Here is a 25,522-nt window from a genome sequence, read left to right as displayed (position 1 = left end):
ACTTGTCAGTTAGAATAGTGAACTCAGCTATGTGGTGGTTTGCCATATAGTCGTTTTATCGTTAAGCTCAATCGCTACAATTTTACGACGTAAATGTATTTCAAGGAGAGAAATAGGTGTTATCCCGATTTATTAAGTTAATGATTCTACTGACATTAACACTAGGACTCACTCAAACAGGTAGCGCTCGCTACAGCACTAATCCAAAACTCGGAATTAATGTCGGAGGTGTCGGTAAAATGACTACTTCTGTACCTTTCACAGATATTTTTAAAATATCACGTGGCTGGTTTACTTCATGCGAATTTGATTGGCGTGCTGGTGTTCCGATTGATCCAGGTTGTACAAAAAAGAAGTCATTAAATTCACAAGAACAGGATTTACTACAGCTAGACGGCAACGGCTGGGTAAGAACACTTCCGGCACCAAACGAATCTCCTATATTTACCAGTGTAACCAGCACCTGGAAGCTTTCTAAGCACTTCCCAACGGGACGTTATGTGGTTCTTTATGATGGTGAAGGTGTGATGAAAATCACCGGTGATCTACGCATGGGTTATCAAAGACCTGGGCATATTGAATTTGATTTACTCTCTCCTAAACGTAATTTAAAGCTACAAATTACCAGAACAGATCCTCGAAGAAACGGTAACTATATTCGCAACATTCGTATCGTTCCTAAAGCTTACGAAAGTACTTATCAACGTCAGGTTTTCAACCCTGATTACATCGCTAGAATAAGAGAAATGCATGCATTGCGCTTTATGCCTTGGTCAAACCCAAGAGGCAACAATGCTGTAGAGTGGAATCAGCGTGCAACTATTGGTACTTCTCACTACACCGGTGAAAATGGCGTTCCAGCAGAACGCATGGTGGATTTAGCCAATGCGATCAATGCGACACCCTGGTTAAGTATTCCCTATCAAGCCAGTGACGATTACATGCAGCAATATGCACGTATGGTTAAAAATCGTTTACGCAAAGATCAAAAGGTCTATGTAGAATTTTCAAATGAAGTTTGGAATACCATCTTCCCAGCAGCAACCTATGCCGCAAGAAAAGCCGATAAGTTATGGAAATTTCCTTATCCTAAAGTTCCACAAGGAAAACGCCGTGTTTTGCTAGCAGCCAATTGGTACGCAATGCGCAGTGTTCAAATGTGTCAGATATTTAAGAAAGAATTTGGCGGACAGCGTAATCGCGTGATTTGTGCGGTTGGTTCTTTGAATTCAGTACCTTGGGTAGGTAAAGAAATTCTGGATTGCCCATTATGGAAAGCCGCTAACGGTTGTGGTCGTCATGTTGATGCTTATGGTATTGGCCCTTATTTTGGCGATTACATCGCACGTAAAGAGAACCGTGAAACGGTTAAAAGCTGGACCAGAGATGGTGATGGTGGAAAATCTCGACTCTTCCAGGAAATTCTTCACGGGGGTATGGTAAAGAATAGCCCTGAAGGTGGGGCAATGAGTTTGCTACGTACTCAAATTGCTCAAAACAAGGCGCTTGCGGATAAATACAATCTTCAATTAGTAGCGTATGAAGCCGGCCAGCATCTGATTCGTTTTGATCCTCCACATACCGTTAAAGATCCAGCAGTACTTAACTTATTTATGACTGCGCAAAAAGACCCTCGTATGAGAACGGCATATCAGCAGTACTTGAAAGCCTGGCAACAAGGTGGCGGCGGATTGATACTGCATTATTACGGTATTGGTGAGCCAGAACCTAAAAACTTCTTTAGTATGCTTGATCATTTGCATCAGCCTTCTACTCCTAAGTACTTAGCATTAATGGACTATTTAGGAACAGGTTCGACTTATGTGGCACCGAGAAAAGCTTATGTTGCTCCTGTAGTGGAAAGACAGCAAGCACCTCGCGCACCTGCTCCTCAGATTCAAAGACAAGTACAAGTACAACGGCAAGCTCCAGCACCTACTTATGCCCCTCAAGCTCAAAGGCAGGCGCCCGCTCAAAACAACTGGGATAAATTCCTGGAACCAGCTCCACGACAAGCTGTAAGACAACCTGCCCCCGTTGCTAGGCCACAGGCTGGCTCACCCTTAAGCGGAGCGGGTATTCAAGGATGGGCAAGAACTGGCAATTCAACTATCTCTCCACCGATTACACTAAAACGCGGTGCCAGAAACAAGCTATCACTATTGTGGCATTACACCAATGCAAAGCGTTCAGGAAATCAATATTTACGTTTATATGCCATGGATAACCGTGGTGGACGTAAATTATTACTTGAGCAACCTGCGGCAGATATCGCTGAAATTGGTAACTTTGATCAGCTGTTTGAGGAAGATATCAGTCGTTATGTGGGCCCTCCAATCAGGTTAATGATTGAAACAAGTCCTGGATTAAACACTGTTATTGAAAAACTGACTTTTTGATAACAAACGCGAAAAGCTACAATGGTGTAATAACCTTACAACAACAGCGTTATTCCGGTTATAATGCGCCGTTTCGTGAGATTTAAGGAACGTATCAATGTCTCAAGTCCTTGTTGGCGTAGTAATGGGTAGCAATAGCGATTGGAATATTATGTCCAAAGCTGTTGAGCAATTAGAAGCTTTTGGTATTCCACATGAATACAAAGTAGTGTCGGCTCATCGTACGCCTGACCTACTTTTTGAATATGCAAGTACTGCGAAAGAACGTGGTTTAACAGCCATAATCGCAGGCGCGGGTGGTGCAGCGCATTTACCTGGTATGCTTGCAGCTAAAACTGAAATACCCGTTCTAGGCGTACCAGTTCCTTCGCGCTATTTAAAAGGCGTAGATTCACTTCACTCAATCGTACAAATGCCTGCTGGAATTCCAGTGGCTACATTTGCTATCGGTGAAGCGGGTGCAACCAATGCAGCCTTATTTGCTATCTCTTTATTAGCTAATTCAGATGATGCTATTGCTAAAAAACTCACAGAGTTTCGGGAAGCACAAAAGCAAGTAGCGATGAATATGCAACTCCCACCAGAGCAAAAATAATGTTACTACCAGGCGCAACAATCGGAATGCTAGGTGGCGGTCAATTAGGTCGAATGTTTACCATCGCCGCTAGAAATCTAGGTTATAACGTTATTGTTCTAGAGCCTGATACAGGCAGTCCTGCTGGACAACTTGCTAACGAACATATCATTGCTGCTTATGATGATGCTGAAGCATTGGTAAAACTTGGTAATCAATGTGATGTAATCACAACAGAGTTTGAAAATATTCCTGCTGAAGTTCTGAATAAGCTCACCGAATATTGTCCTGTTTTTCCATCCGCTAGCGCCGTTGAAAAAGCACAAGACCGTATTGTAGAAAAAGAATTTATTCTATCCTGTGGATTGTTACCAGTTCCTTATGGTGTGATTAACACCAGTTCTGATATCGCCAAAGCAGTTAAAGATATCACTTTCCCTGCGATCTTAAAAACAGCACGTTTTGGATACGATGGTAAAGGCCAGCAAACAATAAAAAGTGCAGATGAAGTAGAAGTGGCATTTAAAGAAACAGGTCAGGTTTCTTGCGTTTTAGAACAACGCATTGATCTTGATTGTGAAGTTTCTGTGATTCTGGGAAGAAACGAGCAAGGTGAAACACAATGTTTCCCTGTTGCAGAAAATATCCACCGTGACGGTATTCTTTATCAAACACTAGCACCCGCTAGAGTTGATCATGATATAGCGAATGCTGCACAAGCAGCTGCCAAGAGAATGGCTGATAAACTTGATTATGTGGGTGTGATGGCCATTGAATTCTTTGTGACCAAAAAAGGCGAATTGCTGGTTAACGAAATGGCACCAAGAACACATAATAGTGGGCACTACACGCTTGATGCTTGTGTAACATCACAGTTTGAACAACAGGTACGGATGGTTTGTGGGTTACCCTTTGGTGATGCTCGTTTATTGAGTCCTGTAGTGATGACAAACATGCTTGGCGATTTATGGGGTTCAGGAGAAAATACACAACCACATTGGAATAAATTATTTGAAAATTCATCGACCAAGTTACACCTCTACGGAAAAATGGAAGCCCGAGTAGGCCGTAAGATGGGACATTTCTGCACGCTCTCAGATAATTTAACGGATGCTCAACAGCAAGCTGACGCTATATTTAATCAATTATCGGCTTAGTCTGTTAGACCAAGTCATTCTCCATAAAGTAATAGACTCAGTAAGGAGTAATTATGGATTTAACGCTATTAATAAAAGCGCATTCTGGCATCGCAATAGTCGTATTGATAATCTATATCGTCCGTGGGGTTATGATGCTGGCAAGTTCAACCAAGACAAATTCAGCTATAGTCTTATCAATAGCCTCTATATTCACCATATTACTTTTCGGATTAGGTGTTTATATCGGTTTTGCACAAAAGCTTTCATTTGCTGATGGCTTTATCCTAACTAAAATTATCAGTTTATTGTTATTTGTCGCCTTTGGCACAATCGCTCTCAAACAAGGTCTATCAAAAGCTGTTGCAAGTGGATTATGGCTGCTTGGACTTTTTGCATTTGTTTATGCCGCTTTAATTGGTACACATACAATAGCACCACTTTTCTAGGTAACTTTTATAAAAAATGTACCTTATAAACCTTTCTTCGCTTTATAAGCATCAACCACAAGATTAAAAAACCATGTTAGATAAAAAACAGTTAGATGAATATCGTAAGGATATCTCGTTTAGTGGAACACTTTGTGACACCACTTTAAACTACAAGAGTACCTGGGGAATTTTTTCTCCGCGTGAATTAGATGACGGCACAAAGCTGATGATGCAATACATCAAAATAAATCCCGATGACAATTGTTTTGATTTAGGTTGCGGCTACGGACCTATTGGTCTGACTATGGCAAAACTCGCTCCTAATGGAGAAACGATATTGGTTGATAAAGATTTTATGGCTGTTGAATACGCCAATAAAAATGCCGCATTAAACAAAATTCCGAATGCAACAGCACAACTCAGTAACGGCTTTCAGCATATCGAAAGATCAAAACGTTTCAATGTGATTGCTTCTAATGTTCCTGCAAAAGTTGGAAAAGAGATGATGTCTTTAATGTTGCATGACGCACATCATCATTTAGAAAAGAACGGTAGTTTATACTTGGTTACAGTAAATGGATTACGTCAGTATATGAAACGTAATCTTAAAGAAATATTTGGTAATTACAAAAAATTAAAACAGGGCAAGGCATATACGATTCACTTAGCCCAAAAATAAAAGTAACGTTGATGAAAGATAATGATTGATGACGACGACAAATTAACTTTTTATTATTGTACGAAAAAGAAACAAACATATCCTGCTTATCAACTAATCAGTCACTTCCTAGTACAAAAAGAACATGACCTTGTAGATAAATACAATGAGTTTCTTATCGATATCTATCTTCTTCTGGATAATAAAAAGTCAAAAGAAATAGCGATAGATTGGGATAACACCATCAGTGCAGATAAACCACTATTCAAACAACTGATTCTTAAACTGCAAAACTCTGGATTTAAACCCTGCATATGTACCTTACGCGCTCCTGATATAGAAGACCGTGAAGAAATCTATGGTTTTCTTGAAGAACTACAAATTCCCATTTACTTTACAGATGGAAAACCAAAACGCAGATACTTAAAGAAGCTAGGAATCTCAATCCACATTTGGATTGATGATTTTTATCCCGGAATAAGTTTAGATTCATGCAAACTTCTAGAAAGGAATTGCATCTCATGACGGTTAAGGTGCTCGATAATTTCATAGCGGATGAATACCCCCAAATTCATTGCGAGAAATGTGAAAACACATTTCTAACTAATGTGTATGATTTTGATGAAAATAATGTGTTGTTAGAAAAACGTTCACTAGGTTTGGAATATTACTGCGGAGCTATTCATCAGCACGAACTAACAAAGGTTCCAAATATAAAACGAGTCGGTATTTTGGATGAAGATGATAATCCTGTTGAACAACCTAGCAACGAAATTATTTATTCAGGTGAAGAAACAGATCATCGTTTTATCTATATCATGGAAAAACTGAAACATCTAAATGAAGAAGACTCTAAATACTTTGATCGCTGTGTTAAAGATTTAGAATGGCAAAACGAATCAGATAGAAAAAAAATATTCGCCGGAATTGAGAAACGATATAACTCAGAACTCGCCAAAGATATCATGAAACTTTTTGAATTCTATAACCAGTATGAAGGTGTATTAGCTTGGGACTTACATGGCGACAATCTCATGATACGCCCAGTAAATAACGAAATTGTAATTCTTGATCCCTATACCCGAAGAGCATAAGTCCATAAAAAGGTGACGTTTTCAATTAACCAGCTCACTGTATTGATCTTTTTTTATACCTTCTTTTCCTATTATTTTCCTCTTCTCACGCCTCTTCTGTCTTTCAAGTATTACAGTGACTTCTTCAGAGGTTATCGGTTTATTGAAAAAATATCCCTGTGCATACTCACAATTACGTTTGGCTAGATATTTTAATTGCGTTTTCGTTTCAACACCCTCAGCGACTATTTCAAGCCCTAGAGCTTGAGCCATGGCTATAATAGCATTGACCAGTTCCCGGTTACGCGAGCTCAGGTTAATATCATTAATAAAACTACGGTCGATCTTCAAAGTATCAAAGGAATATTTACGTAGATAACTTAAAGATGAATATCCTGTACCAAAATCGTCCATTGCCAACCTTATACCCAGCTTGCTTAAGGACGATAAGGCATCATCAATAAAACTATGACCACTCATTAGCACTCCCTCAGTTATCTCCAGTTCCAAGGTATTAGCAGCAACTCCACTGTCTCGTAATGTTTTCTTTATAAAGCTAATGAAATTGGGGTCTCTAAACTGGCGTGGCGAAAGATTTACAGCTAATCGGAATGTACTTTCATGGGTCACTTGCCATAGGGCTAGCATCTTGAGAGATTCGCTCAAAACAAATTGACTTAAAGGTATTATCAAACCTGTATGCTCAGCGATGGGAATAAACTCCTCGGGTAAAACTTCACCGAGAATATTATTGTTCCATCTTATCAAGACTTCGGCACCAACTATTTGACCGCTGCTAATATCAATCTGGGGTTGATAAACAAGTCTGAATTCCTGACGCTTCAATGCACCGTGCAATTGTTCTTCCAGAGTTAGCTGCCGTGATACTGCAAGATTCATCGACTCAGTAAAGAAGGTGGATGTATTACGACCTCTATCCTTAGAACTGTACATAGCAGCGTCTGCTTTACGCAATAATTCTGAAGCATTATCACCATCCTCCGGATAAGATGAAATACCAACGCTGGCGGTAAGTATCAGCTCGCGGTCATCTACCTCGAAGGGTTTTCTAAACTGCTTAATAAGTTTTTGTACCGTGGGGACTGCTTCTACGCTATGCATAAGCCCATAGAGTATGACTATAAATTCATCTCCTCCTAAACGTCCAACAGTATCACCTTCACGAACAACATCTTGTAATCGTTTTCCTGCTTCAATCAGGAGTTTATCCCCTGTTTCATGGCCCAATGTGTCATTGATCTTTTTGAAACCATCCAAATCAAGGAAAAGCACGGCTAAAATATCATTCTTAATACGTGCCTCTTTTAAACCTTTATTCAAGCAATCGAGAGCGAGAAAACGGTTAGGCAAATCAGTTAATGCATCGTAATGAGCCTTATGCAGGATTTCCTTCTCTGCTTGCATACGATCGGTGACGTCAGTAACTGCAATAGTCATCATATTTTCATTTTCCAGTTGTAATTTTGCAATACTGGCTTCAATGTAGATTTTGTCACCATTTTTTTTCTGCGCTGTCACCGGTGTTCTTCTTATAGCTGTGATAAGAGTATTATCTAATTCTGATTCTTTGAACTTTTCAACATATTGCGTGTTAAATTGACGATATTGTTCTGGCATCAGTATCTCAAGTCGCTTACCAAAAATCTCTCGGCTATCGTAACCCAGTATTTTTTCGGCAGCTTTGTTAAACAAAACTATTTTCTGTGAATCGTTGATAGCGATAATAGCGGTCGGTATTAGATTTAAAAGATTAATGTATCGCTCTTTACTATCAGTCAATTCCCCAATGGTTTGGCTAAGTTTTTCCTGAGTTTTTTCGTTTTGTTCTATGCTTCGTTTGAACATGTAAACAGCATTGTATAACTGATGCATATTGTCATTTGACTGTTTAGGTAGATTAATCGTTTTTTTACCTTTTGAAAGGCCAATCAATGACTTATTAACTAAATCAATCTCAGATGACATGCGCCTGGAAAAAAATAAGGCAGAAAATACCATCACCGCTAACAATAAAATTGTAAAAATAGTCAATGATGATTGATCGTAAAGAGTACTTTCGACTACTCCAGATTGCTCGGTCAGATCTTTTACATAAAAGTCAGATAAAATTAAAAACCATTTGTCTAACTGCTGCAGAACCATATTGGCTTTAAGATATTCTTGCTTTGCAAGATTAGGATTGAAACTTGACAATTGAATAGCAAGAAGACTTTTTTCACGGTAATAGCTAAAGTTAACCCTGATTTTTTCGAATATATCTACACCATTAATGATCTTATGTGTGGAACCAAGGCTCTTGTTAAGTTGTTCCTCCAGAAGCTCCAGGTCATTCAGTATGTCTCTTCCATTAAGAAAGCTTGTCTCTTCGTCCGGTTGTGTCTCGGTTGCAATCAAAAGATGTTCGAGCTTTTCGTTATTCTTTGACAGTAATACAGTCGTACGGATTATTTCGCCGACCTGGGTTAAATTTGTTTCGTGTAATTGTTTGAATATGTCGGTGTGTTTTTGAATAATGCTATTACTACTAAAGAAGATAAGCAGTGTAAGAACCACGCCAATAAATGGAGCAACCAGGAAACGACTACGTGTGGAAAGCCTATTAAAACAATTCATTGATTCAACTCTTAATCACGATGGTTTTAATATTCACTTCGGCCACTCATCTGGCTGAATCATTCCCTTGAATATAATGTCTTCTCCGCTTTTCTTAAAAACAACCAATACCCCTTCAGGCTTAGGCCAGACACCCAAACCATCTTTAAGATTCGCTGAATGACCTACAAACACATCATTTTTTTCCTCCGCTTCTGTTTTCTTCATCATTGTAAGTAGATCTGCACCTAGCCGTTTAAATTCTTCACTATTCTTAGTAAATGAATATTGCAATTTAGATACAACTCCGAACTGGCCAAATGCTAACTTGGCCGTTTCTTTAGTTCGACAATAAGGGCTAGATAAAACAGTGCCTATCGGGATTCTAAGCTTTTGTATAATAAGTCCTATCCGTTTAGCTTGCTCTCGACCTTCAGCAGACAAGTTTCTCTGATTATCACAATCATCAAAAGTATCCCCATCCGTATCCATCTGTGTGCGATCCGTATTTGCGTGGCGCATGTAAATAATATGTCCACCAGATTGCAAAGCTTTTATTAAATCTGGTGTGGATAAAGTTTCTGAAGGTACTGCTAACGATAGAGATATAGGTATCCAACAACAAATGTATACTAGAGTTTTAAACGTAATAACAAATGAGTTTTTCAATGTGATGTCCTATGGTAAATTTTGATACATTCAAATAAAATTTTTTGAAATTAGTGGCAAAACACATTTCCATTAACGAGTTAAGCACGCTTATTTAAACAGGAAAATTTGAAGATTATTTTGAGTGTTTTTTCATCCAATCCTGTTGTACAAAAGTATGTAATAATTTTTATTATTTAATATACATAAGATTCGTATAAGCTATTTAGTCATGAGCAGCCTGTTAGTAATGCCAAAAGGCAATGATTAACAGCAACTTACAACTAAAGCCGCGCATATATAATTAATTACAATATATTTGCGTGCAAATTATTTATATTGACTAAAAATAACACATCTTACTTAAAGTTAGAGCTTGCTCTGACGAGTGGTATCAAGAACGTTTTAGTAGAAGTTGAAATTTGGTTTATCATGATTTTTACACAACGATAAACTCATACACTCCATAAAAAATAATGAAATTGTCATTATAGAATCCTATACTCGATGAGCTTTATGAATGGAATCCCATAATTGATGTATACATTAGCGAGTCACTCATGAAAAAGTTTGTCTTATTGGTTTCACATTTAATCTTTGCCGCCATTGGTTTCGCATTAGGAATCTACGCCCTACCTATTCTCACTGCACCTGAAGCTCCCAGCATAGATGCCATGAAAACGGCAGAAGCTCTAGCAAGCTATAAAGGCGAATTCAAAAAAGATCTTGAAGGCAGCGATTTCTTACATTGGGGTGAAGGCACAGTTTCTGTGGGAAATCAGTTTATCTCACTTGATGGAGAGATTGCTCCCGGACCAGATTACAAACTCTATTTGTCACCAGAATTTGTCGATACAGAGGCCTCATTCAATCAACTGAAATCCAAAATGGTAAAAGTAGGCGACGTGAAAACCTTTAAGAATTTTGTTATACCGGTTCCAGAAACTATCAATCCAGAAAATTTTAATACGGTTGTGGTCTGGTGCGAATCTTTTGGAGAATTCATTAGCGCTACCAAATACCGCTAAAAAATGCCTAAAAGTAGGGGGGTGACTTTACTTTCTTATATTTGACTTCCAGCTGAATTAGAGCTGCCTAATCATCAAGCAACGTGAATTCATTTTTTGTCATATAATCAAGTGATTAGATGTGCTTACAAAGGAAATTAATATGTCATGCTCTAACATCACTTTATACACTATAGTCGCCACTGTTTTCTTGGTAAGCAACCTATCAGCAGCTGATTCAGAATATGCTTATGATATGTCTGAGATTGGTGCCTTACAAAGTGAATATCAAAATCAGCTTAAAAAACCAAAGGCAACAGCAGCTAAGAAAAGAGCTGTTAAAAAACAGACATCTCAACCTATAACAAAAGCTAAAACTAGCCAAAGGTCTCAGTTAAGTTTTGCTGAGCAAGCTAGGCTTGTGACTAATCAACAGCAGTCACAACAGCAACTTCAAGCAAGAAAAAGGCAATTACAACAATTGGCTAAGCAGCGACAAATTCAGCAGCTACAACAGCAACAGTCTCAACGCCAAAACAGAAGACCTGCGCAGGCTGTTCAGGCAAGAGCTATGCCAAAAACCCCAGCTGTTACTCCCCCTACAAATAATGAATTATTTGATGCGGCAAGTAGAGGTGATGTAAGAAAGATTGGTCAGCTAATCAATCGTGGCGTTAACGTAAATGCAGGTAACGCTGAAAGAGAAACTGCGTTACATATGGCTGCAGCAAAGGGACAATATTCTACTGTGATCTATTTAATTAATCATGGAGCGAATATTAACGCCCGAACAGTTAATAACTGGTTACCAATACACCACGCTACGAGATTTCGCCATGCGCAGATTGCCAATTATTTAAAACAGCGCGGCTCTTCTCCTTACGCAAAAACTTCTGACGGTGTTAGCGCAATTGATATAGCTAAAGCTAATAAAGACAGACGTATTCTTGGTGCATTTGGTGTTCGCTAATATTTACTAATTAAAATGACACCCCCCTACTTTTGAGGGTTTTTTAAGAATACGAAGAATAACTCGTCACTGTTTCCCCATTTTCATCGACAGAATTGAGTTTCACATCGTAACCCCATAACTGGCGAATATGCTTAACCACTTCTGTAGTCGCCTGTCCTAAAGGTCTGCGATTATTCATAAAGTGATTGAGAGTCAGTGTTCTATCGCCAAGAATATCAACATTAAACACCTGGATGTCTGGCTCACGATAACTCAAATTATATTGTTGTGATAACTGCTCTCTAATCTGTTTATAACCTTGATCATTATGAATCGCTTCGACACCAATGGTTTCTTCTTTATCATCATCGCTTAAATGGAAGAACTTGAAATCGCGCATTACTTTAGGTGATAGAAATTGCAGTACAAAACTTTCATCACGATAATTACGCATAGCATTATGCATCGTGTCTAACCAATCACTACCTGCAATATCAGGAAACCATTCGTAATCTTCATCGGTTGGATTTTCACATATTCTGCGGATATCCTGCATCATCGCAAATCCCAATGCATACGGATTAATCCCTGAATAATAGGGACTATCAAAATCTGGTTGCGCCACAACGCTGGTATGCGACACCAAAAACTCCATGATAAAACCTTCAGAAACTAAGCCTTCATCATAAAGCTCATGCAAAATAGTGTAATGCCAAAAGGTCGCCCAACCCTCGTTCATTACCTGAGTCTGACGCTGTGGATAAAAATACTGTGATACCTTGCGTACGATACGCACAATTTCTCGCTGCCAATTCTCTAGTTTTGGTGATGTTTTCTCTATGAAGTAGAGGATATTTTCTTGCGGATCTTCTGGAAAGCGCTTTTTCTTTTTAACCTTATCCTTTTCCTCGGGCAATGTTCGCCACAGATCATTGATGTGTTTCTGAATATATTCTTCACGTTCTTTCTGGCGTTTTTGTTCTTCTACAACAGATATAGGAGTAGGGCGCTTATAACGATCGACGCCGTAATTCATCAATGCATGACAAGAATCGAGTATCTTTTCTACCTCTTCTACGCCATGGCGCTCCTCGCACTTTGCGATATAGCCTTTAGCGAATAACAGATAATCAATGATTGCTTCAGCATCTGTCCATTCTCTAAACAGATAATTACCCTTGAAGAACGAGTTATGCCCGTAACACGCATGCGCGATAACTAAGGCCTGCATTGTTAGCGTATTTTCTTCCATCAAATAGGCAATACAAGGGCTTGAGTTAATAACAATCTCATATGCTAACCCCATGCGACCACGTTGATAGTCTTGCTCTGTACTGAGAAAAGATTTACCGTAAGACCAGTGATTATAGTTAATAGGCATACCAACCGAGGCATAAGCATCCATCATTTGATCCGATCTAATAACTTCTATCTGATTAGGATAGGTGTCTAGTTTGAATTTCTCTTTGGCTATGCGACTAATTTCTTTGTCGTATTTTTCGAGTAATTCAAAGGTCCATTCCGAGCTGGTCGAGATGTAATTCTTATCACTGTGCGGCCCATGCGGTTGAGCGGGTTCAGATCGCCCATCGACATCAAATTTTGAAAATGGTGTTTGTTTTGTTGCTTTACTCATACCCGTTGCCCCTCTTTTTTAAACAGCTCACGGAACACAGGGAAAATTTCACCGTTATTTCGTACTTTACTGATAGCAAAACGATCGCCAAAACTACCCTTTAAGTCTGTATAAAGTCGCCACAATTCTTGTGGATCTTGCTCACCAATTTCAATATAGGTGAAATACTGCACTGCTGGTAAGATTTGCTGAGTCATTAACTCACTGCACTTAGCTGTATCGTTCTGCCAGTTATCACCATCAGATGCTTGAGCACCATAGATATTCCATTGATCAGCAGGGTAACGTTCTTTGATGATATCATTCATCAACTCTAAAGCGCTTGATACGACCGTTCCCCCTGTTTCACGGGAATAGAAAAAGTCTTCTTCACTCACTTCTTCCGCTTTGGTGTGATGACGTATAAACACCACTTCTATTTTGGTATAGCTACGGTTTAAAAATAAATAAAGTAGATAGAAAAAGCGTTTAGCTGTGTCTTTAATTTCCTGTGTCATCGACCCTGACACATCCAATACACAGAACATTACTGCCTTTGGAGAAGGCTGTGGAATTTTTACTCGCAGGTTAAATTTCAGGTCAAATTCATCAATATATGGCAACGCATCTAAACGAGCACTCAATGACGCTATTTCTTCTTCGAGTAATAGCTTCTTCTTTTTCTGCTCTTCGTCATACGGCTTGGGTGTCGCTTCCAGGAATTCAGCAAGCTCCTCTCGCAACTGTCTGCGCTTCCTTCTTTTTTTACCTCCCAATGCGATTCTTCGTGCTTGTGCGCTGCGAAGTGAGCGCACCACATTAACTTGGTTCGGACTACCTACTTCACTAATACCAGCACGTTTATAACTAAATGAATCGTCTGTGCTTAATTGAAGTTTGACCATATTAGGAAGAGCCAGATCTTCAAACATGAACTCTAAGAATTCTGCTTGAGAGATCTGAAAGACGAACTCATCTTCGCCTTCACCTGAGTCCGATGCTTCCCCTTCGCCGGGCCCTCCTTGACCCCCTTCTGGTCGTTTAAATCGATCTCCAACTACAAACTCTTTATTACCTGGGTGCACAATGCTTTGATTGCCACCTTTGCCATGACTAAAGACTGGCTCAGATAAATCCTTCTTGGGGATACTAATATTATCCCCATTTTCCATATCTTCCAGCTTACGCTCGTTGACCGCATCCGATACAGCTTTACGTATTTGCTTACGATAGCGCTTTAAAAAACGCTGTCGATTAACCGTGCTTTTATTTTTACTGTTGAGCCGGCGATCTACGATGTAAGATGACATTTTGTCTCCGTTAGTTTCCTTTAACTTCCATAGTCTTCGTAAGAATCTGTGATAATTATTGTGACTTTCTTACTCTTAAATACCATTCTGCAAGCAATCTCACTTGCTTCTCGGTATAGCCACGTTCCACCATTCTAGAAACAAAATTATCGTGCTTCTGTTGCTCTTCATTAGATGCTTTTGTGCTGAAAGAAATCACTGGTAGTAAATCTTCCGTGCTAGAAAACATCTTCTTTTCTATGACATGACGAAGCTTTTCATAACTTGTCCAAACTGGGTTTTGACCATCATTATGTGCTTTGGCGCGTAATACAAAATTAACCACTTCATTTCTGAAGTCTTTTGGATTACTGATACCCGCTGGCTTTTCAATTTTTTCCAGATCATTATTAAGTGCTGCACGATCTAAAATCTGACCTGTTTCTGGGTCACGATATTCTTGATCCTGAATCCAGAAATCTGCGTAAGTTACATAACGATCAAACAGGTTTTGACCATATTCAGAATATGATTCCAGGTATGCGGTTTGAATTTCTTTTCCTATGAAATCTACATAACGTGGACTTAGATATTCTTTAATAAAGCCGATATAGCGATCTTGTATTTCTTGCGGAAATTGCTCGCGTTCTATTTGTTTTTCCAGGATGTACATTAAATGCACGGGGTTAGCCGCTATTTCTTGTGAATCAAAATTAAATACACGGGAAAGGATCTTGAATGCGAAACGAGTAGATAGACCATTCATACCCTCATCCACACCCGCAACATCACGATACTCTTGATACGTTTTAGCTTTCGGATCGATGTCTTTTAGATTTTCACCGTTGTATACGCTCATCTTAGAAAAGGTATTTGAGTTTTCAGGCTCTTTGATTCGAGAAAGTATCGAAAGCTGGGCGAGCATTTTAAGTGTATCCGGGGCACACGGTGCTTTATTGAGTGAACTAGCCTCTAATAATTTGTTATAGATTTGAATCTCTTCATTGACACTTAAACAGTACGGTACTTTCACTATAGAAATACGATCGATAAATGCTTCGTTGTTACGGTCATTCTTGAAGGACTGCCACTCAGATTCATTCGAGTGGGCCAGTATCATTCCGTCAAAAGGAATCGCACCTATGTTTTCAGTGCCGTTATAATTCTTTTCCTGAGTAGCAGTAAGTAAAGGATGAAGCACTTTAATGGGCGCTTTAAACATCTCGACAAATTCAAGCAAACCTTGGTTCGCCATGCACAAACCGCCTGAATAACTATAAGCGTCTGTATCATTTTGTGAAAAATCTTCAAGCTTTCTTATATCAACCTTACCCACTAAAGCAGAGATATCTTGGTTGTTCTCATCTCCGGGTTCTGTTTTCGAAATAGCTATTTGATTCAATTGAGATGGGAATCTCTTTACTACTTTGAATTGAGTGACATCGCCACCGAACTCGTTTAAACGTTTCACTGCCCAAGGAGACATGATGTTGCCTAAATAACGTTGATCAATACCATAGTCTTCTCTAAGTATTGCTCCATCTTCTCCCGCATCAAATAAACCAAGCGGTGATTCATTAATAGGAGAACCCTTTATACAATAAATTGGCATTTTCTCCATCAGAACTTTTAAGCGCTCTGCTAAAGAGGACTTACCACCACCCACAGGACCTAATAGATACAAGACTTGTTTACTTTCCTCAAGGCCTTGAGAAGCGTGACGTAGGAAAGAAACGATTTGCTCTATTGCATCTTCCATTCCAAAAAATTCTGAAAATGCAGGGTAGCGTTTTATAACTTTATTGGAAAATAAACGACTGAGGCGTTCGTCATTGGCAGTGTCTATGAGCTCCGGCTCACCGATTGCCTTGAGCATTCTTTCAGCTGCAGATGCGTAAACAGAGGGATCCTCCTTACACAGGTTAAGGTATTCTTGAAGTGAGTATTCCTCCTCGAGAAATGACTCGTAACGTGACTGATAACTGTCAAAGATGCTCATAATGTACCCCAGGTTATTTTGATAATTGCTTTATTCAACAATAATCTAAACTGCTTCTGGTACTTATTTTTTGCGAACGTTTTCTATTTTTTGAATCTTAAACAGCAATATGCTTTTAAAAGTTATAACCGCATCTTGCCTTGAAATTCACAAAAAATACGTAACTTTGTAGCTTAGAAAGAATGAGAAAAATATCACTCATCTAATCTATAAGACTCGTGTATTTTTATTTAGTTCGACAGAGCAGATTCTGTGCCCTTTAACTTCTGCCCTTAAATTCGCGTTGCTTATTACTTATATTTTATTAATCGAATTTGAACTGCAATGCGTAATTTAGTGTTCTGTATATATAAATATCTTAGATATTGAATAAACCATTAATTGGTCTAAAAAAAGTTGTCGAACACATTCCCCAAAGTCTTAAAAAAGACCGAGCTACAAACAATTAAATTATTGAAGCCAAGATAATATTAGCTGATATTCACGCGCCCGTAAATTGAAAACTAATCATTAGCTTCTATATTTTCAATTCTTTGGAATTAAAAACGTTCCATTTGATATAAATTAGAATCAATTAGTTGCGGAAGAAAGATGTCTAAAAACATTAAATAATTTAGACACCCCCCCACTTATAGCCACTTTTTGTGTATTTACCTACTCTAACCAAATATTCCTTTGAGCATGTAAAAGAACAATATTGAGAGAATTGCACCAGCTGGTAAGGTAATTACCCAAGACATAAATATATTACCCACAACGCGTAAGTCTATTGCAGCAATACCTCTAGCAAGACCAACACCTAAAATCGCACCCACTAAAGTTTGCGTAGTTGAAATTGGTAGTCCGGTATAAGAGGCTAATACTACTGTCGAAGCCGCTCCAATTTCTGCAGAAAAACCACGAGTGGGTGTTAGTTCGGTAATATTTTTACCTACTGTCGCCATTACCTTGTAACCCAAGGTAGCAAGTCCTATAACAATACCAATAGCACCTACTAGCAGTACCCAGCTTGGCAACTCAGATTTTGAAGCTAACTCGCCAGATTGAGCAACACTAATAACAGCCGCCATAGGTCCAACCGCATTTGCCACGTCATTTGAGCCATGAGCAAAAGCCATAGCCGCAGCGGTAAACACCATTAATACAGCAAATATTTTTTCAACATTGGCAAAGTGAAAGCGTTTTTCAGCTTTTTCATCAAATTTTACTTTTTTGATTAAATACACACCTAGTAGCGCTACTAACAAACCTAGGATAATCGCGTAAACAAATTCCATGCCGCCATTAACATCTAGGCCTATGTGCTTTAAACCCTTCTTGATTGTCACCAAGGCAATAATGAAACCGACCATAAATAAATAAAATGGCCCGTATTTTTTTGCGTTTTCTAAAGGGTTGTTGGTATTAATAACCAGGTTTTGGATACTTTTGAACACCGCAAACGCTATACCACCGGCAAGTACCGGTGAAACCACCCAACTCATTACGATAGTACCAACTTTGCCCCAACTAACCGCGTCAGCACTTACGCCGACTGCAGCAAATCCAATAACTGCACCCACAATACTATGCGTGGTAGAAACCGGCCAACCCTTCATCGATGCAATTAACAGCCAAGTACCTGCTGCTAATAACGATGCGAGCATACCCCAGATCAATAAATCCGGATTACCATCAAAAGCATTGAGATCAACGATACCTTTTCTGATGGTTTTAGTAACTTGCCCTCCAGCTAGGTAGGCACCTAAAAACTCAAATATTGCTGCAATTATAATCGCTTGTTTAATGGTGATAGCTTTTGAGCCTACCGACGTCGCCATTGCATTTGCAACATCATTTGCGCCAATACCCCATGCCATGAAAATTCCAAAAACGGCCGCAAGAGTGATATAGATAAACGTTGTATCAGTTAAAAATTCCATGATTTATATACCTATCGTGCTAGCATCAAAGATAAACGACTACCAACACGCTCGGCATTGTCAGCTACATTTCCAACCCAATCTATCAATCTGTAGGTGAAAATTACATCTACTGGACCAAGGTCTTTTTCTAATTTAAACAACGTTGCCCTTAATTCATCCTGCATCGTATCCGTTTCACTTTCAATTGCTCCCAATTCAGAAAGCATCGCTTCAACACGATCAACTTCCAGACCTCTAAAACCTGTTTCTACTAATTCATCTAGCTCATTGATGGTTTGTAATGCCTGTTTTACCGAATCAACACAGCGATTAGTAAATAGCTGGAATGGTTCATTCATTTCTGCAGGTAATTGCATTTTTCGTCCAACAATCAAAGCAGAAATGTCTTTTGCCTGATTCGCTATCATGTCCTGGCGTAGTAATACATCAAGAACATCACGCCTATCTACTGGCATGAATAAACCTTTAGGTAGATGCGTACGTAATTCATGCTTCATTTTGTCTGCGTCATGCTCGCCTTTAGCAATAGAATTATGAGCTTTTAGAACCTTTTTCTCGTCTGACTCCACCATACCTTCTATAAGTGGTGTTAAATGTCTTACACAGCGATACACACGGTACATGTGTTCTTGCAAAGGAGTTATAGGAGATCTACCGAACAGGCCAGACATATAGTTTTTTGTAACCATAGCTAATCACCAAATTTGGGGGGGCATTTTGAAATTATGGAGAGTTTATGGTGTGTTTCGTTGCTTGTAAAGAAATGTGCCTAAACCTGATAACCCTTTGAAAGCTTTTGATGATTAGTTAACCTACATTTAACAACGATATTTACAGTAATTATCTGATAGATGGCAGTAACTGTTTGACTATTATCATTTTAATGCGCCGAATCTGGTTTATACTTGACCAGATATAATAAAAATTTATTTTAGTGAGTTGATAATGATTTTTTCTAGACCAACAAACACAAAAATGTATGCATCAATAATTATAAGTGCTCTTAGCTTAAGCCTTATTAGCATAAGCAATGTCTACGCTCATAGTAATGATCCTTTAACCATTGATGAAATTTCTCGAGTCGGTAATTTAGTCACTCCTCAGACGCTCGCTGCTAAATCTGAAAATGGTATAGCAACAGGCATAGGAACAAATGATAATCAGGAAGTTTTATTGATTGAGCGCAATGAAGAAAAAGGTGCTCCTAAGGGACAACGTCGTGCCGATGTCTATATTTATAATTATGCAACGGATGAACTACAAGAAACCTTAGTTGATCTAAATACTTCAGAAATTATCAGCTCTGTTACCAAACAAGGAGTTCAGCTTCCTTTGACGGTTAATGAACTCAAACGAGCAAAAGAAATTGTATTTGAAGATGAAGATGAACGTAAGATTCTTGAGCACGAATACAACCGAATCACATCACGCACACTGAATGATACATCTGAATTAAATATCAAAGCATTTACATTCACAGCAGATAGTTTGCCTAATAGAGTCAACGAAGCGAGCAAACAATGTGGTATCCATCGCTGCGCGCAGCTGATGCTTTATACCGATGAAAATATTGTATTTGAAATTTCTCCTATTGTTAATTTATCCGCGGGTGTTGTAACTCAGAGAATCGGTTTTTAAGCATGAATAAAAATATAATCAAAGCAGGTTTAACTCTTTTAATTTTGACATCACTGTTAATCTCTAGTGCTTCTTTTGCAAGACCTAATACCAGCTCTTGTGCTGCAGGTAATACTATTTCAAAAACATTTTCTTCCGGTGCTGCCTGGGATCTTTGTTGGGAAGTAAGAGATGAAGAAGGTGTGGTTTTAAGTGATATTCACTATAAAGCTGTAGGTGCAACGAGAAAGAAAGTATTAGGTGAAGTAAGCCTCTCTCAAATTCAAACAGAATATGATGACGGCTCTGCAGACCAATTTCTTGTTACTGATTTTGGATTAGGTGGAAATAGATTGCAGACCCTTAGCCCTTCCATGTGTGAAGGTGGTCAACTGCACGAAGAAGCTGGAAGAAACGTGTTATGTGAAGTTACTCGCGCTAATGGTTATATTTATCGATATCGAGATGAAGTACGTCGTCAAGGCAGCAAATTAGAAATTCTAAGTGCATCAAGTATCAATTCCAGAGAGTTTATTCTGCGCTGGTCATTTCTGGAAAATGGGACTATTGAAACAGGCGTCGGAATTACGGGTCAATTCACCAAAACAACCTCAGATTCTAAAGCAGGTTGGACAGTGACCTCTGAAAATAAAATTTCAACAAGCTTTACTGATCACTTCTTTTGGCGCCTTGATTTCGATATAGGTTCTAGCAATGATAATGATGTTGTAGAGCAAATAAAAAGTATTCCATCTACTGATCGCTTAACTAAAACCAAGCAAACACAAACCATATCATCTGAGTTAGCTGCTTCTTTTACACCTGCTAATAAAAAATTCTGGCGTATCAGAGACCAAAGTGAAACTAATAATGCCAACCAACCCATATCTTATGAAATGGTAATGCTTAATTATGGCCAGCAAAGTAAGGGAAACAGCTCTTATCCGTGGTTAAAAAATGATGTTTACATAACTACTTATAACGCTTGTGAAAGATTTGCGGTAAATAATCCAACTAATAGCTGTGGTAGTAATGTTTCAGAGTTTGTGAATTCACAAAATACTAATGCTAAAGATATTGTTGTTTGGTACCGCTTAGTTCATCACACTTTGCCAAGAGATGAAGATTTTTCTCCTGCTGCTGTTCAATGGAGCAATTTCATATTGTTACCACGTGACTGGACATCAACAAACAAGTTGTAATGACTTTATAATAATGAAATATCCTTTAGAAAAATTATTCAGTCGCATCCTGCTAAGTTGTCTCTTAGCTTTGCCAATCATGATGCTTTCTTCAACTAACGTTGACGCAGCGGAACATTGTAGCGATAGTTACTATATTGACGAAACACTTCCGAATGGTTCTAGATGGGATATGTGTTGGGAGCATCGTCAACGTGAAGGTATTATTTTTCATCATATTTATTACACACCAAAAAATGAGCAACGCCGCTTAATTTTAAATCATGCTGCTGTTGCTCAAATACACGTTCCCTATGATGATAATGGAGCTCGGTATCACGATATTTCAGATTATGGTATCGGTGGCAATAATATACTTAGCATAAACAGCGATGAATGCCCCGGTGGAAATCTACTAAATTTCTCTGGAAAAAACGTTTTATGTAAACAAATCGAATCCAGGCCACTAGCACACAAAAACGGTAATAATGTGGTTAGTGCAAACAACCTAAGTTTATTTAGTGTTTCGCCCGTGGGGGCTTATTACTATATTCCTACATGGCGTTTTATGGATGACGGCACAATAGAACCCTGGATAGGAGCTACTGGTGCATTGCAACGATTTGGATCCAATCAAAGCAGGGGCTGGAAATTAGGTGATAACCGTGTCGGTATTGCACATTTACATAACTTCTTCTGGAAACTTGATTTCGATTTAAATGGATCACACCTTGATGATGTCGTTGAAGAACTGAATTTCCCATTAGTTAATAACAAAAGACTAAGGACTATTACAGCATTTACTACAGAAGCTGCGCGCAAAGTAAATCCAGATACAATGCGTCATTGGCGAATAAAAGATAAGTCTCTTAAAAACGCAAACGATCATAGTGCTTCATTCGATATTTTAATCAATGAAACAGGTCATCAGGATATCGGGCCAGCGAGTGAACCCTTCACGCATAATGACTTTTATGTGACTAAACAAAAAAATGAGGAGAAATTTGCTTCTCATAATCCCAGTGGTGCAAGTAACCTGGCAGAGTTTGCCAATGGTGAATCAATTTTAAATAACGATATCGTCGTCTGGGCTGGGGTCACTTTCTATCACATGCCCCGCTCTGAAGATGCACCACATATGAATGCCCATTGGAGTCACATAAAAATAGTTCCACGTGACTGGCATGCATCTAATCCTTTGGGTACAACACCTGTAAACACACCACCAACTGTTACTTCTCCCAGTAATCAAAGTACACAACAAGGTAGCTCAGTTAGTCTTTCTATCCAGGCAACTGATGTAGATGGTGATTCTCTAAGCTATTCAGCTACAGGACTACCAAACGGTATTCAGATAAACAATAATTCGGGGTTAATTTCAGGTAATGCTTCAATAGCTGGTGATTATGATACGACTATTACAGTAAGCGATGGAAGTGACACTAGCTCGGTCCAATTTAATTGGCTAATTTCTGCTGTTAATACGAATACACCACCCACAATATCATCTCCCGGAAATCAAACCGGTTTAGTGGGTAACAATGTAAATCTAACAATTCAAGCGAATGATACAGACGGCGATAGCTTAAGTTATAGTGCTTCTGGACTTCCAAATGGTTTACAGATCAATACTACTTCAGGTCGAATATCTGGTAGTTTAAACGCTGCTGGAAATTATTCTGTCACTGTTACCGTGAGCGATTCTTCAGTTTCAGCTAATACATCCTTTAATTGGGTAGTAACTTCACCCAATAATTCTACGGCGAATGAAGTATCAAGTTCTGCAATTACTATAGATGGTAATGTAAATGATTGGAATGGCTTAGATTACTTCAGTGACGACCCTGATGATATCGATGGTGAAAATAACCAAATTGATTGGCTAAAAATTGCTATCGCACATAGCCCACAAAATGTATTTATGACGTATAAAAACCGTCAAAATGTCGATCCTAACAATAATTCTGGAACATATATTCCTTGGGGTTGGGAAGCTTATTTAGACACAGATAATAATTCAAATACCGGTTATAAACTTGGTTCTATAGGTGCTGATTACGTAATTGATGGTTACGTAATCGAACGTTATATCGGAACCGGGACTAGTTGGAGTTGGGATATAGTCGATAATGCTTCTTTGATGTATTCAGGAGCAGATGTAGAACTATCATTTCCACGATCAAATATTGGTAATCCGCAAAATATGAAAGTCGTGTTTAATGGTGATAATGGTGCTTATAACGGAGACAGTACCGATAGATATCCTGATAGTGGGTATTTTAGCTATACTTTTTCAGGATCTAGTAGCCCTAATTCTGCGCCAATAGCTGATAATCAACAATTTACTGTTGGTAGTAGTGCTTCTGTTAGTTTAATTTTAACAGCAACAGATCCAGACAATGACAGCATTAGCTATAGCATTACTCATCAGCCTCAACATGGCTCTTTAAGTGGCTCTGCGCCTAATCTGGTATATACGGCTGATAATGATTTTACTGGTGACGATAGTTTTATATTTATAGCTAATGATGGCGAATTAAATAGCTCTTCAGCAACCATAAAAATTACTGTCACTAATGGGCAAGAAAATGGAGCTATTGCTAACTACGTAAACTCACCAATTACAGTTGATGGGAATGAATCTGACTGGTCAGAATTATCTCGTTTCAGCAACGATGCCAATGATGCTTCAGGAAATATCAATTGGCAAAATACTGCGCTTGCCCATGATACTTCTAAGTTATATTTACTCTATAAAAACTGGGGAAATATTGACCCTTTTGATAGTTCTGGATCTTATTTAGCATGGGGATGGCAGATATTTATCGATAGCGATAAGAATGCTTCTACTGGTTTCCAATTGGGTGCCATTGGTGCTGATTACGTTCTAGAGGGTAATCATATTCAACGCTACACTGGAAGTGGCAGTAATTGGAGTTGGTCTCACATAGATTCAGTTGAGTCTAAATACCAAGCTAACATTGCAGAATTAGCACTTCCACTTAGTCAAATAGGAAATCCTGATTCTATTAGAGTGGGTTTTAGAGGTGACAGTAGTTCTTATGCTGGATCTGGAATTGATTTATATCCTGATGGTCTAAATAATTCACAATCTAGTATTCGCTTTTTCGAGTATGACATTACAGGTGGTGATTCAGGTTCTAATGGTCGACCCATCGCTTATACACAATCTGTATCTGTAAATTCAGGATCTAATGTAAGTATTGCATTGGTTGGATCAGATCCTAATGATGATACTCTGACTTACAGTGTTGTAGCTAACCCTACAAGTGGTTCTTTATCTGGTATTGCTCCTAATTTAACTTATACACCAGACAATAACTTTATAGGTCAGGACAATTTCACGTTTAATGTTAGCGATGGTAATGTTGATAGTTCTAATGCAACAGTAAACATAAATGTATCTGGTGCCCAAAGCGGCACTTACTCTAACCCAGTGAGCAGCATATCTATCGATGGTAACAACGAGGAATGGGCTAGTTTATCCGCGTATACTCAGGATGGTAATGATATCGGCGGAATCAATAACGTAATCGACTGGCAAAGAGCAGCGACTTCACATAATGGATCAGATATTTATTTTATGTATGAAAGCTACAACGCTATAAATACAGATGCCAATAATGGCAGCTTTATCAATTGGGGTTGGCAAACATTTATAGATACTGACTCTAATCAAAATACTGGATATCAAATAGGTACTGTTGGTGCTGAATATGTTATCGAAGGAACTCAAATACAACGCTATATTGGAGACGGCAGTAGTTGGAGCTGGGATAATTTTGCAACCGCAACAGTAAGCTATAACGCCAATACTGTCGAACTCGGTTTTGCTAGGAGTCTAATTGGTAACCCTAATAAATTACGTGTGATCTTTGTAGGAGATAATGATGCATTCGGTGGTAGCAGCATAGACACTTACCCTAATGCTTTAGATTACTTTGAATATCAGTTATCAGGCGGCACAACAGAATCTTCTAATAGACCAGATGCTTCTTCTATTACATTAGAAGTCAGAGCTAGCAATACTGCTGATATAACATTGTCGGCAACCGACCTGGATGGCGATAACCTCACTTACCGACTAGTAGTGCAGCCCAGTAACGGAACCTTGTCTGGTAGTGGACAGAACTACATTTATACACCTAATGCTGATTTCATAGGAGAAGATAGCTTTAGATATATAGCCAGTGATGGCACTTTTGATAGTTCCGTTGAAACCGTTGTTTTGAATGTATCTGAAAGTGGAGCTGGTAGCGGCACAGGCACAGGCACAGGCACAGGCACAGGCAATTCTAGTTCAAGTGGTGGAGGTTCATTGCCATTCGAATGGTTAATGCTATTTAGTTTCATTGGACTTTTAAGATTTAGAATAAAATAATAA

Annotated in this window: 19 protein-coding genes; 12 read left to right on the top strand and 7 right to left on the bottom strand. The window is 38.7% G+C overall.

Annotation, left to right across the window (positions count from 1 at the left end):
* The first annotated feature begins 116 nt into the window (after nt 1-116).
* From Q1A31_RS01075 to Q1A31_RS01045, 7 genes are all read left to right on the top strand, one after another.
* Nucleotides 117-2,399, top strand: a complete 2,283-nt coding sequence (locus tag Q1A31_RS01075) for a hypothetical protein (protein WP_299871065.1) — start codon at nt 117-119, stop codon at nt 2,397-2,399.
* Nucleotides 2,400-2,496: 97 nt separating this feature from the next.
* Nucleotides 2,497-2,994 (top strand): 5-(carboxyamino)imidazole ribonucleotide mutase, encoded by a 498-nt coding sequence (gene purE / locus Q1A31_RS01070; protein ID WP_299871062.1) that lies wholly within the window; start codon nt 2,497-2,499, stop codon nt 2,992-2,994.
* Nucleotides 2,994-4,130, top strand: a complete 1,137-nt coding sequence (locus tag Q1A31_RS01065; protein WP_299871059.1) for a 5-(carboxyamino)imidazole ribonucleotide synthase — start codon at nt 2,994-2,996, stop codon at nt 4,128-4,130. Before purE ends, Q1A31_RS01065 begins: the two co-directional genes overlap by 1 nt.
* 53 nt (nt 4,131-4,183) lie before the next feature.
* A complete protein-coding gene (locus Q1A31_RS01060; protein ID WP_299871055.1) occupies nt 4,184-4,558 on the top strand; it encodes a SirB2 family protein in 375 nt (124 codons plus the stop codon).
* A 73-nt stretch (nt 4,559-4,631) separates the two neighbouring features.
* The gene (locus Q1A31_RS01055; RefSeq protein WP_299871052.1) at nt 4,632-5,219 is read left to right on the top strand and encodes a class I SAM-dependent methyltransferase; all 588 of its coding nucleotides are present in this window, start codon (nt 4,632-4,634) and stop codon (nt 5,217-5,219) included.
* A gap of 21 nt (nt 5,220-5,240) precedes the next feature.
* Nucleotides 5,241-5,723 (top strand): HAD family hydrolase, encoded by a 483-nt coding sequence (locus Q1A31_RS01050; RefSeq protein ID WP_299871049.1) that lies wholly within the window; start codon nt 5,241-5,243, stop codon nt 5,721-5,723.
* On the top strand, nt 5,720-6,292 hold the full coding sequence (locus Q1A31_RS01045; RefSeq protein WP_299871046.1) for a hypothetical protein: 573 nt from the start codon (nt 5,720-5,722) through the stop codon (nt 6,290-6,292). The genes Q1A31_RS01050 and Q1A31_RS01045 overlap by 4 nt, the downstream gene beginning before the upstream one ends.
* A 21-nt stretch (nt 6,293-6,313) precedes the next feature.
* On the opposite strand, the gene Q1A31_RS01040 is transcribed toward Q1A31_RS01045, so the two are convergent.
* Both Q1A31_RS01040 and Q1A31_RS01035 read right to left on the bottom strand, forming a co-directional pair.
* Entirely contained in the window at nt 6,314-8,905 is a 2,592-nt protein-coding gene (locus tag Q1A31_RS01040; RefSeq protein WP_299871043.1) for an EAL domain-containing protein, read from the bottom strand.
* A 33-nt stretch (nt 8,906-8,938) separates the two neighbouring features.
* Nucleotides 8,939-9,406, bottom strand: coding sequence for a histidine phosphatase family protein (locus tag Q1A31_RS01035; RefSeq protein ID WP_299871040.1), 468 nt, complete (start codon nt 9,404-9,406; stop codon nt 8,939-8,941).
* Nucleotides 9,407-10,092: 686 nt separating this feature from the next.
* Between Q1A31_RS01035 and Q1A31_RS01030 the strand changes: the two genes are divergently transcribed.
* Together Q1A31_RS01030 and Q1A31_RS01025 are read left to right on the top strand one after the other, a co-directional pair.
* Nucleotides 10,093-10,560, top strand: a complete 468-nt coding sequence (locus Q1A31_RS01030; RefSeq protein WP_299871037.1) for a DM13 domain-containing protein — start codon at nt 10,093-10,095, stop codon at nt 10,558-10,560.
* A 142-nt stretch (nt 10,561-10,702) separates the two neighbouring features.
* Nucleotides 10,703-11,509: an ankyrin repeat domain-containing protein gene (locus Q1A31_RS01025; protein ID WP_299871034.1), complete on the top strand. Its 807-nt coding sequence runs from the start codon at nt 10,703-10,705 to the stop codon at nt 11,507-11,509.
* Between the two features lie 43 nt (nt 11,510-11,552).
* Here Q1A31_RS01025 and Q1A31_RS01020 read toward each other — a convergent pair whose 3' ends face one another.
* The 5 genes from Q1A31_RS01020 to Q1A31_RS01000 form a co-directional block, all read right to left on the bottom strand.
* Nucleotides 11,553-13,127 (bottom strand): SpoVR family protein, encoded by a 1,575-nt coding sequence (locus Q1A31_RS01020; RefSeq protein WP_299871032.1) that lies wholly within the window; start codon nt 13,125-13,127, stop codon nt 11,553-11,555.
* On the bottom strand, nt 13,124-14,416 hold the full coding sequence (locus Q1A31_RS01015) for a YeaH/YhbH family protein (RefSeq protein WP_299871030.1): 1,293 nt from the start codon (nt 14,414-14,416) through the stop codon (nt 13,124-13,126). Before Q1A31_RS01015 ends, Q1A31_RS01020 begins: the two co-directional genes overlap by 4 nt.
* A 55-nt stretch (nt 14,417-14,471) precedes the next feature.
* Nucleotides 14,472-16,394 (bottom strand): PrkA family serine protein kinase, encoded by a 1,923-nt coding sequence (locus Q1A31_RS01010; protein ID WP_299871028.1) that lies wholly within the window; start codon nt 16,392-16,394, stop codon nt 14,472-14,474.
* Nucleotides 16,395-17,053: 659 nt separating this feature from the next.
* Nucleotides 17,054-18,316, bottom strand: a complete 1,263-nt coding sequence (locus Q1A31_RS01005) for an inorganic phosphate transporter (RefSeq protein WP_299871026.1) — start codon at nt 18,314-18,316, stop codon at nt 17,054-17,056.
* A gap of 11 nt (nt 18,317-18,327) precedes the next feature.
* Nucleotides 18,328-19,008, bottom strand: a complete 681-nt coding sequence (locus Q1A31_RS01000) for a TIGR00153 family protein (RefSeq protein WP_299871024.1) — start codon at nt 19,006-19,008, stop codon at nt 18,328-18,330.
* A 256-nt stretch (nt 19,009-19,264) separates the two neighbouring features.
* Here Q1A31_RS01000 and Q1A31_RS00995 point away from each other — a divergent pair, with 256 nt between their 5' ends.
* The 3 genes from Q1A31_RS00995 to Q1A31_RS00985 are packed head-to-tail and all read left to right on the top strand — an operon-like array spanning nt 19,265 to nt 25,519.
* On the top strand, nt 19,265-19,957 hold the full coding sequence (locus tag Q1A31_RS00995; protein ID WP_299871022.1) for a hypothetical protein: 693 nt from the start codon (nt 19,265-19,267) through the stop codon (nt 19,955-19,957).
* 2 nt (nt 19,958-19,959) lie between these two features.
* Nucleotides 19,960-21,138 (top strand): hypothetical protein, encoded by a 1,179-nt coding sequence (locus tag Q1A31_RS00990; RefSeq protein ID WP_299871021.1) that lies wholly within the window; start codon nt 19,960-19,962, stop codon nt 21,136-21,138.
* 13 nt (nt 21,139-21,151) lie between these two features.
* Complete coding sequence (locus Q1A31_RS00985) at nt 21,152-25,519, top strand: Ig-like domain-containing protein (protein WP_299871019.1); 4,368 nt, start codon at nt 21,152-21,154, stop codon at nt 25,517-25,519.
* Nucleotides 25,520-25,522: the final 3 nt, after the last annotated feature.

The organism is uncultured Cocleimonas sp., from assembly GCF_947495625.1.
Classification (GTDB): Bacteria; Pseudomonadota; Gammaproteobacteria; order Thiotrichales; family Thiotrichaceae; genus Cocleimonas.
The sequence above is the reverse complement of the archived record's forward strand: the minus strand, read 5'-3'. Positions and strand labels throughout refer to the sequence as shown.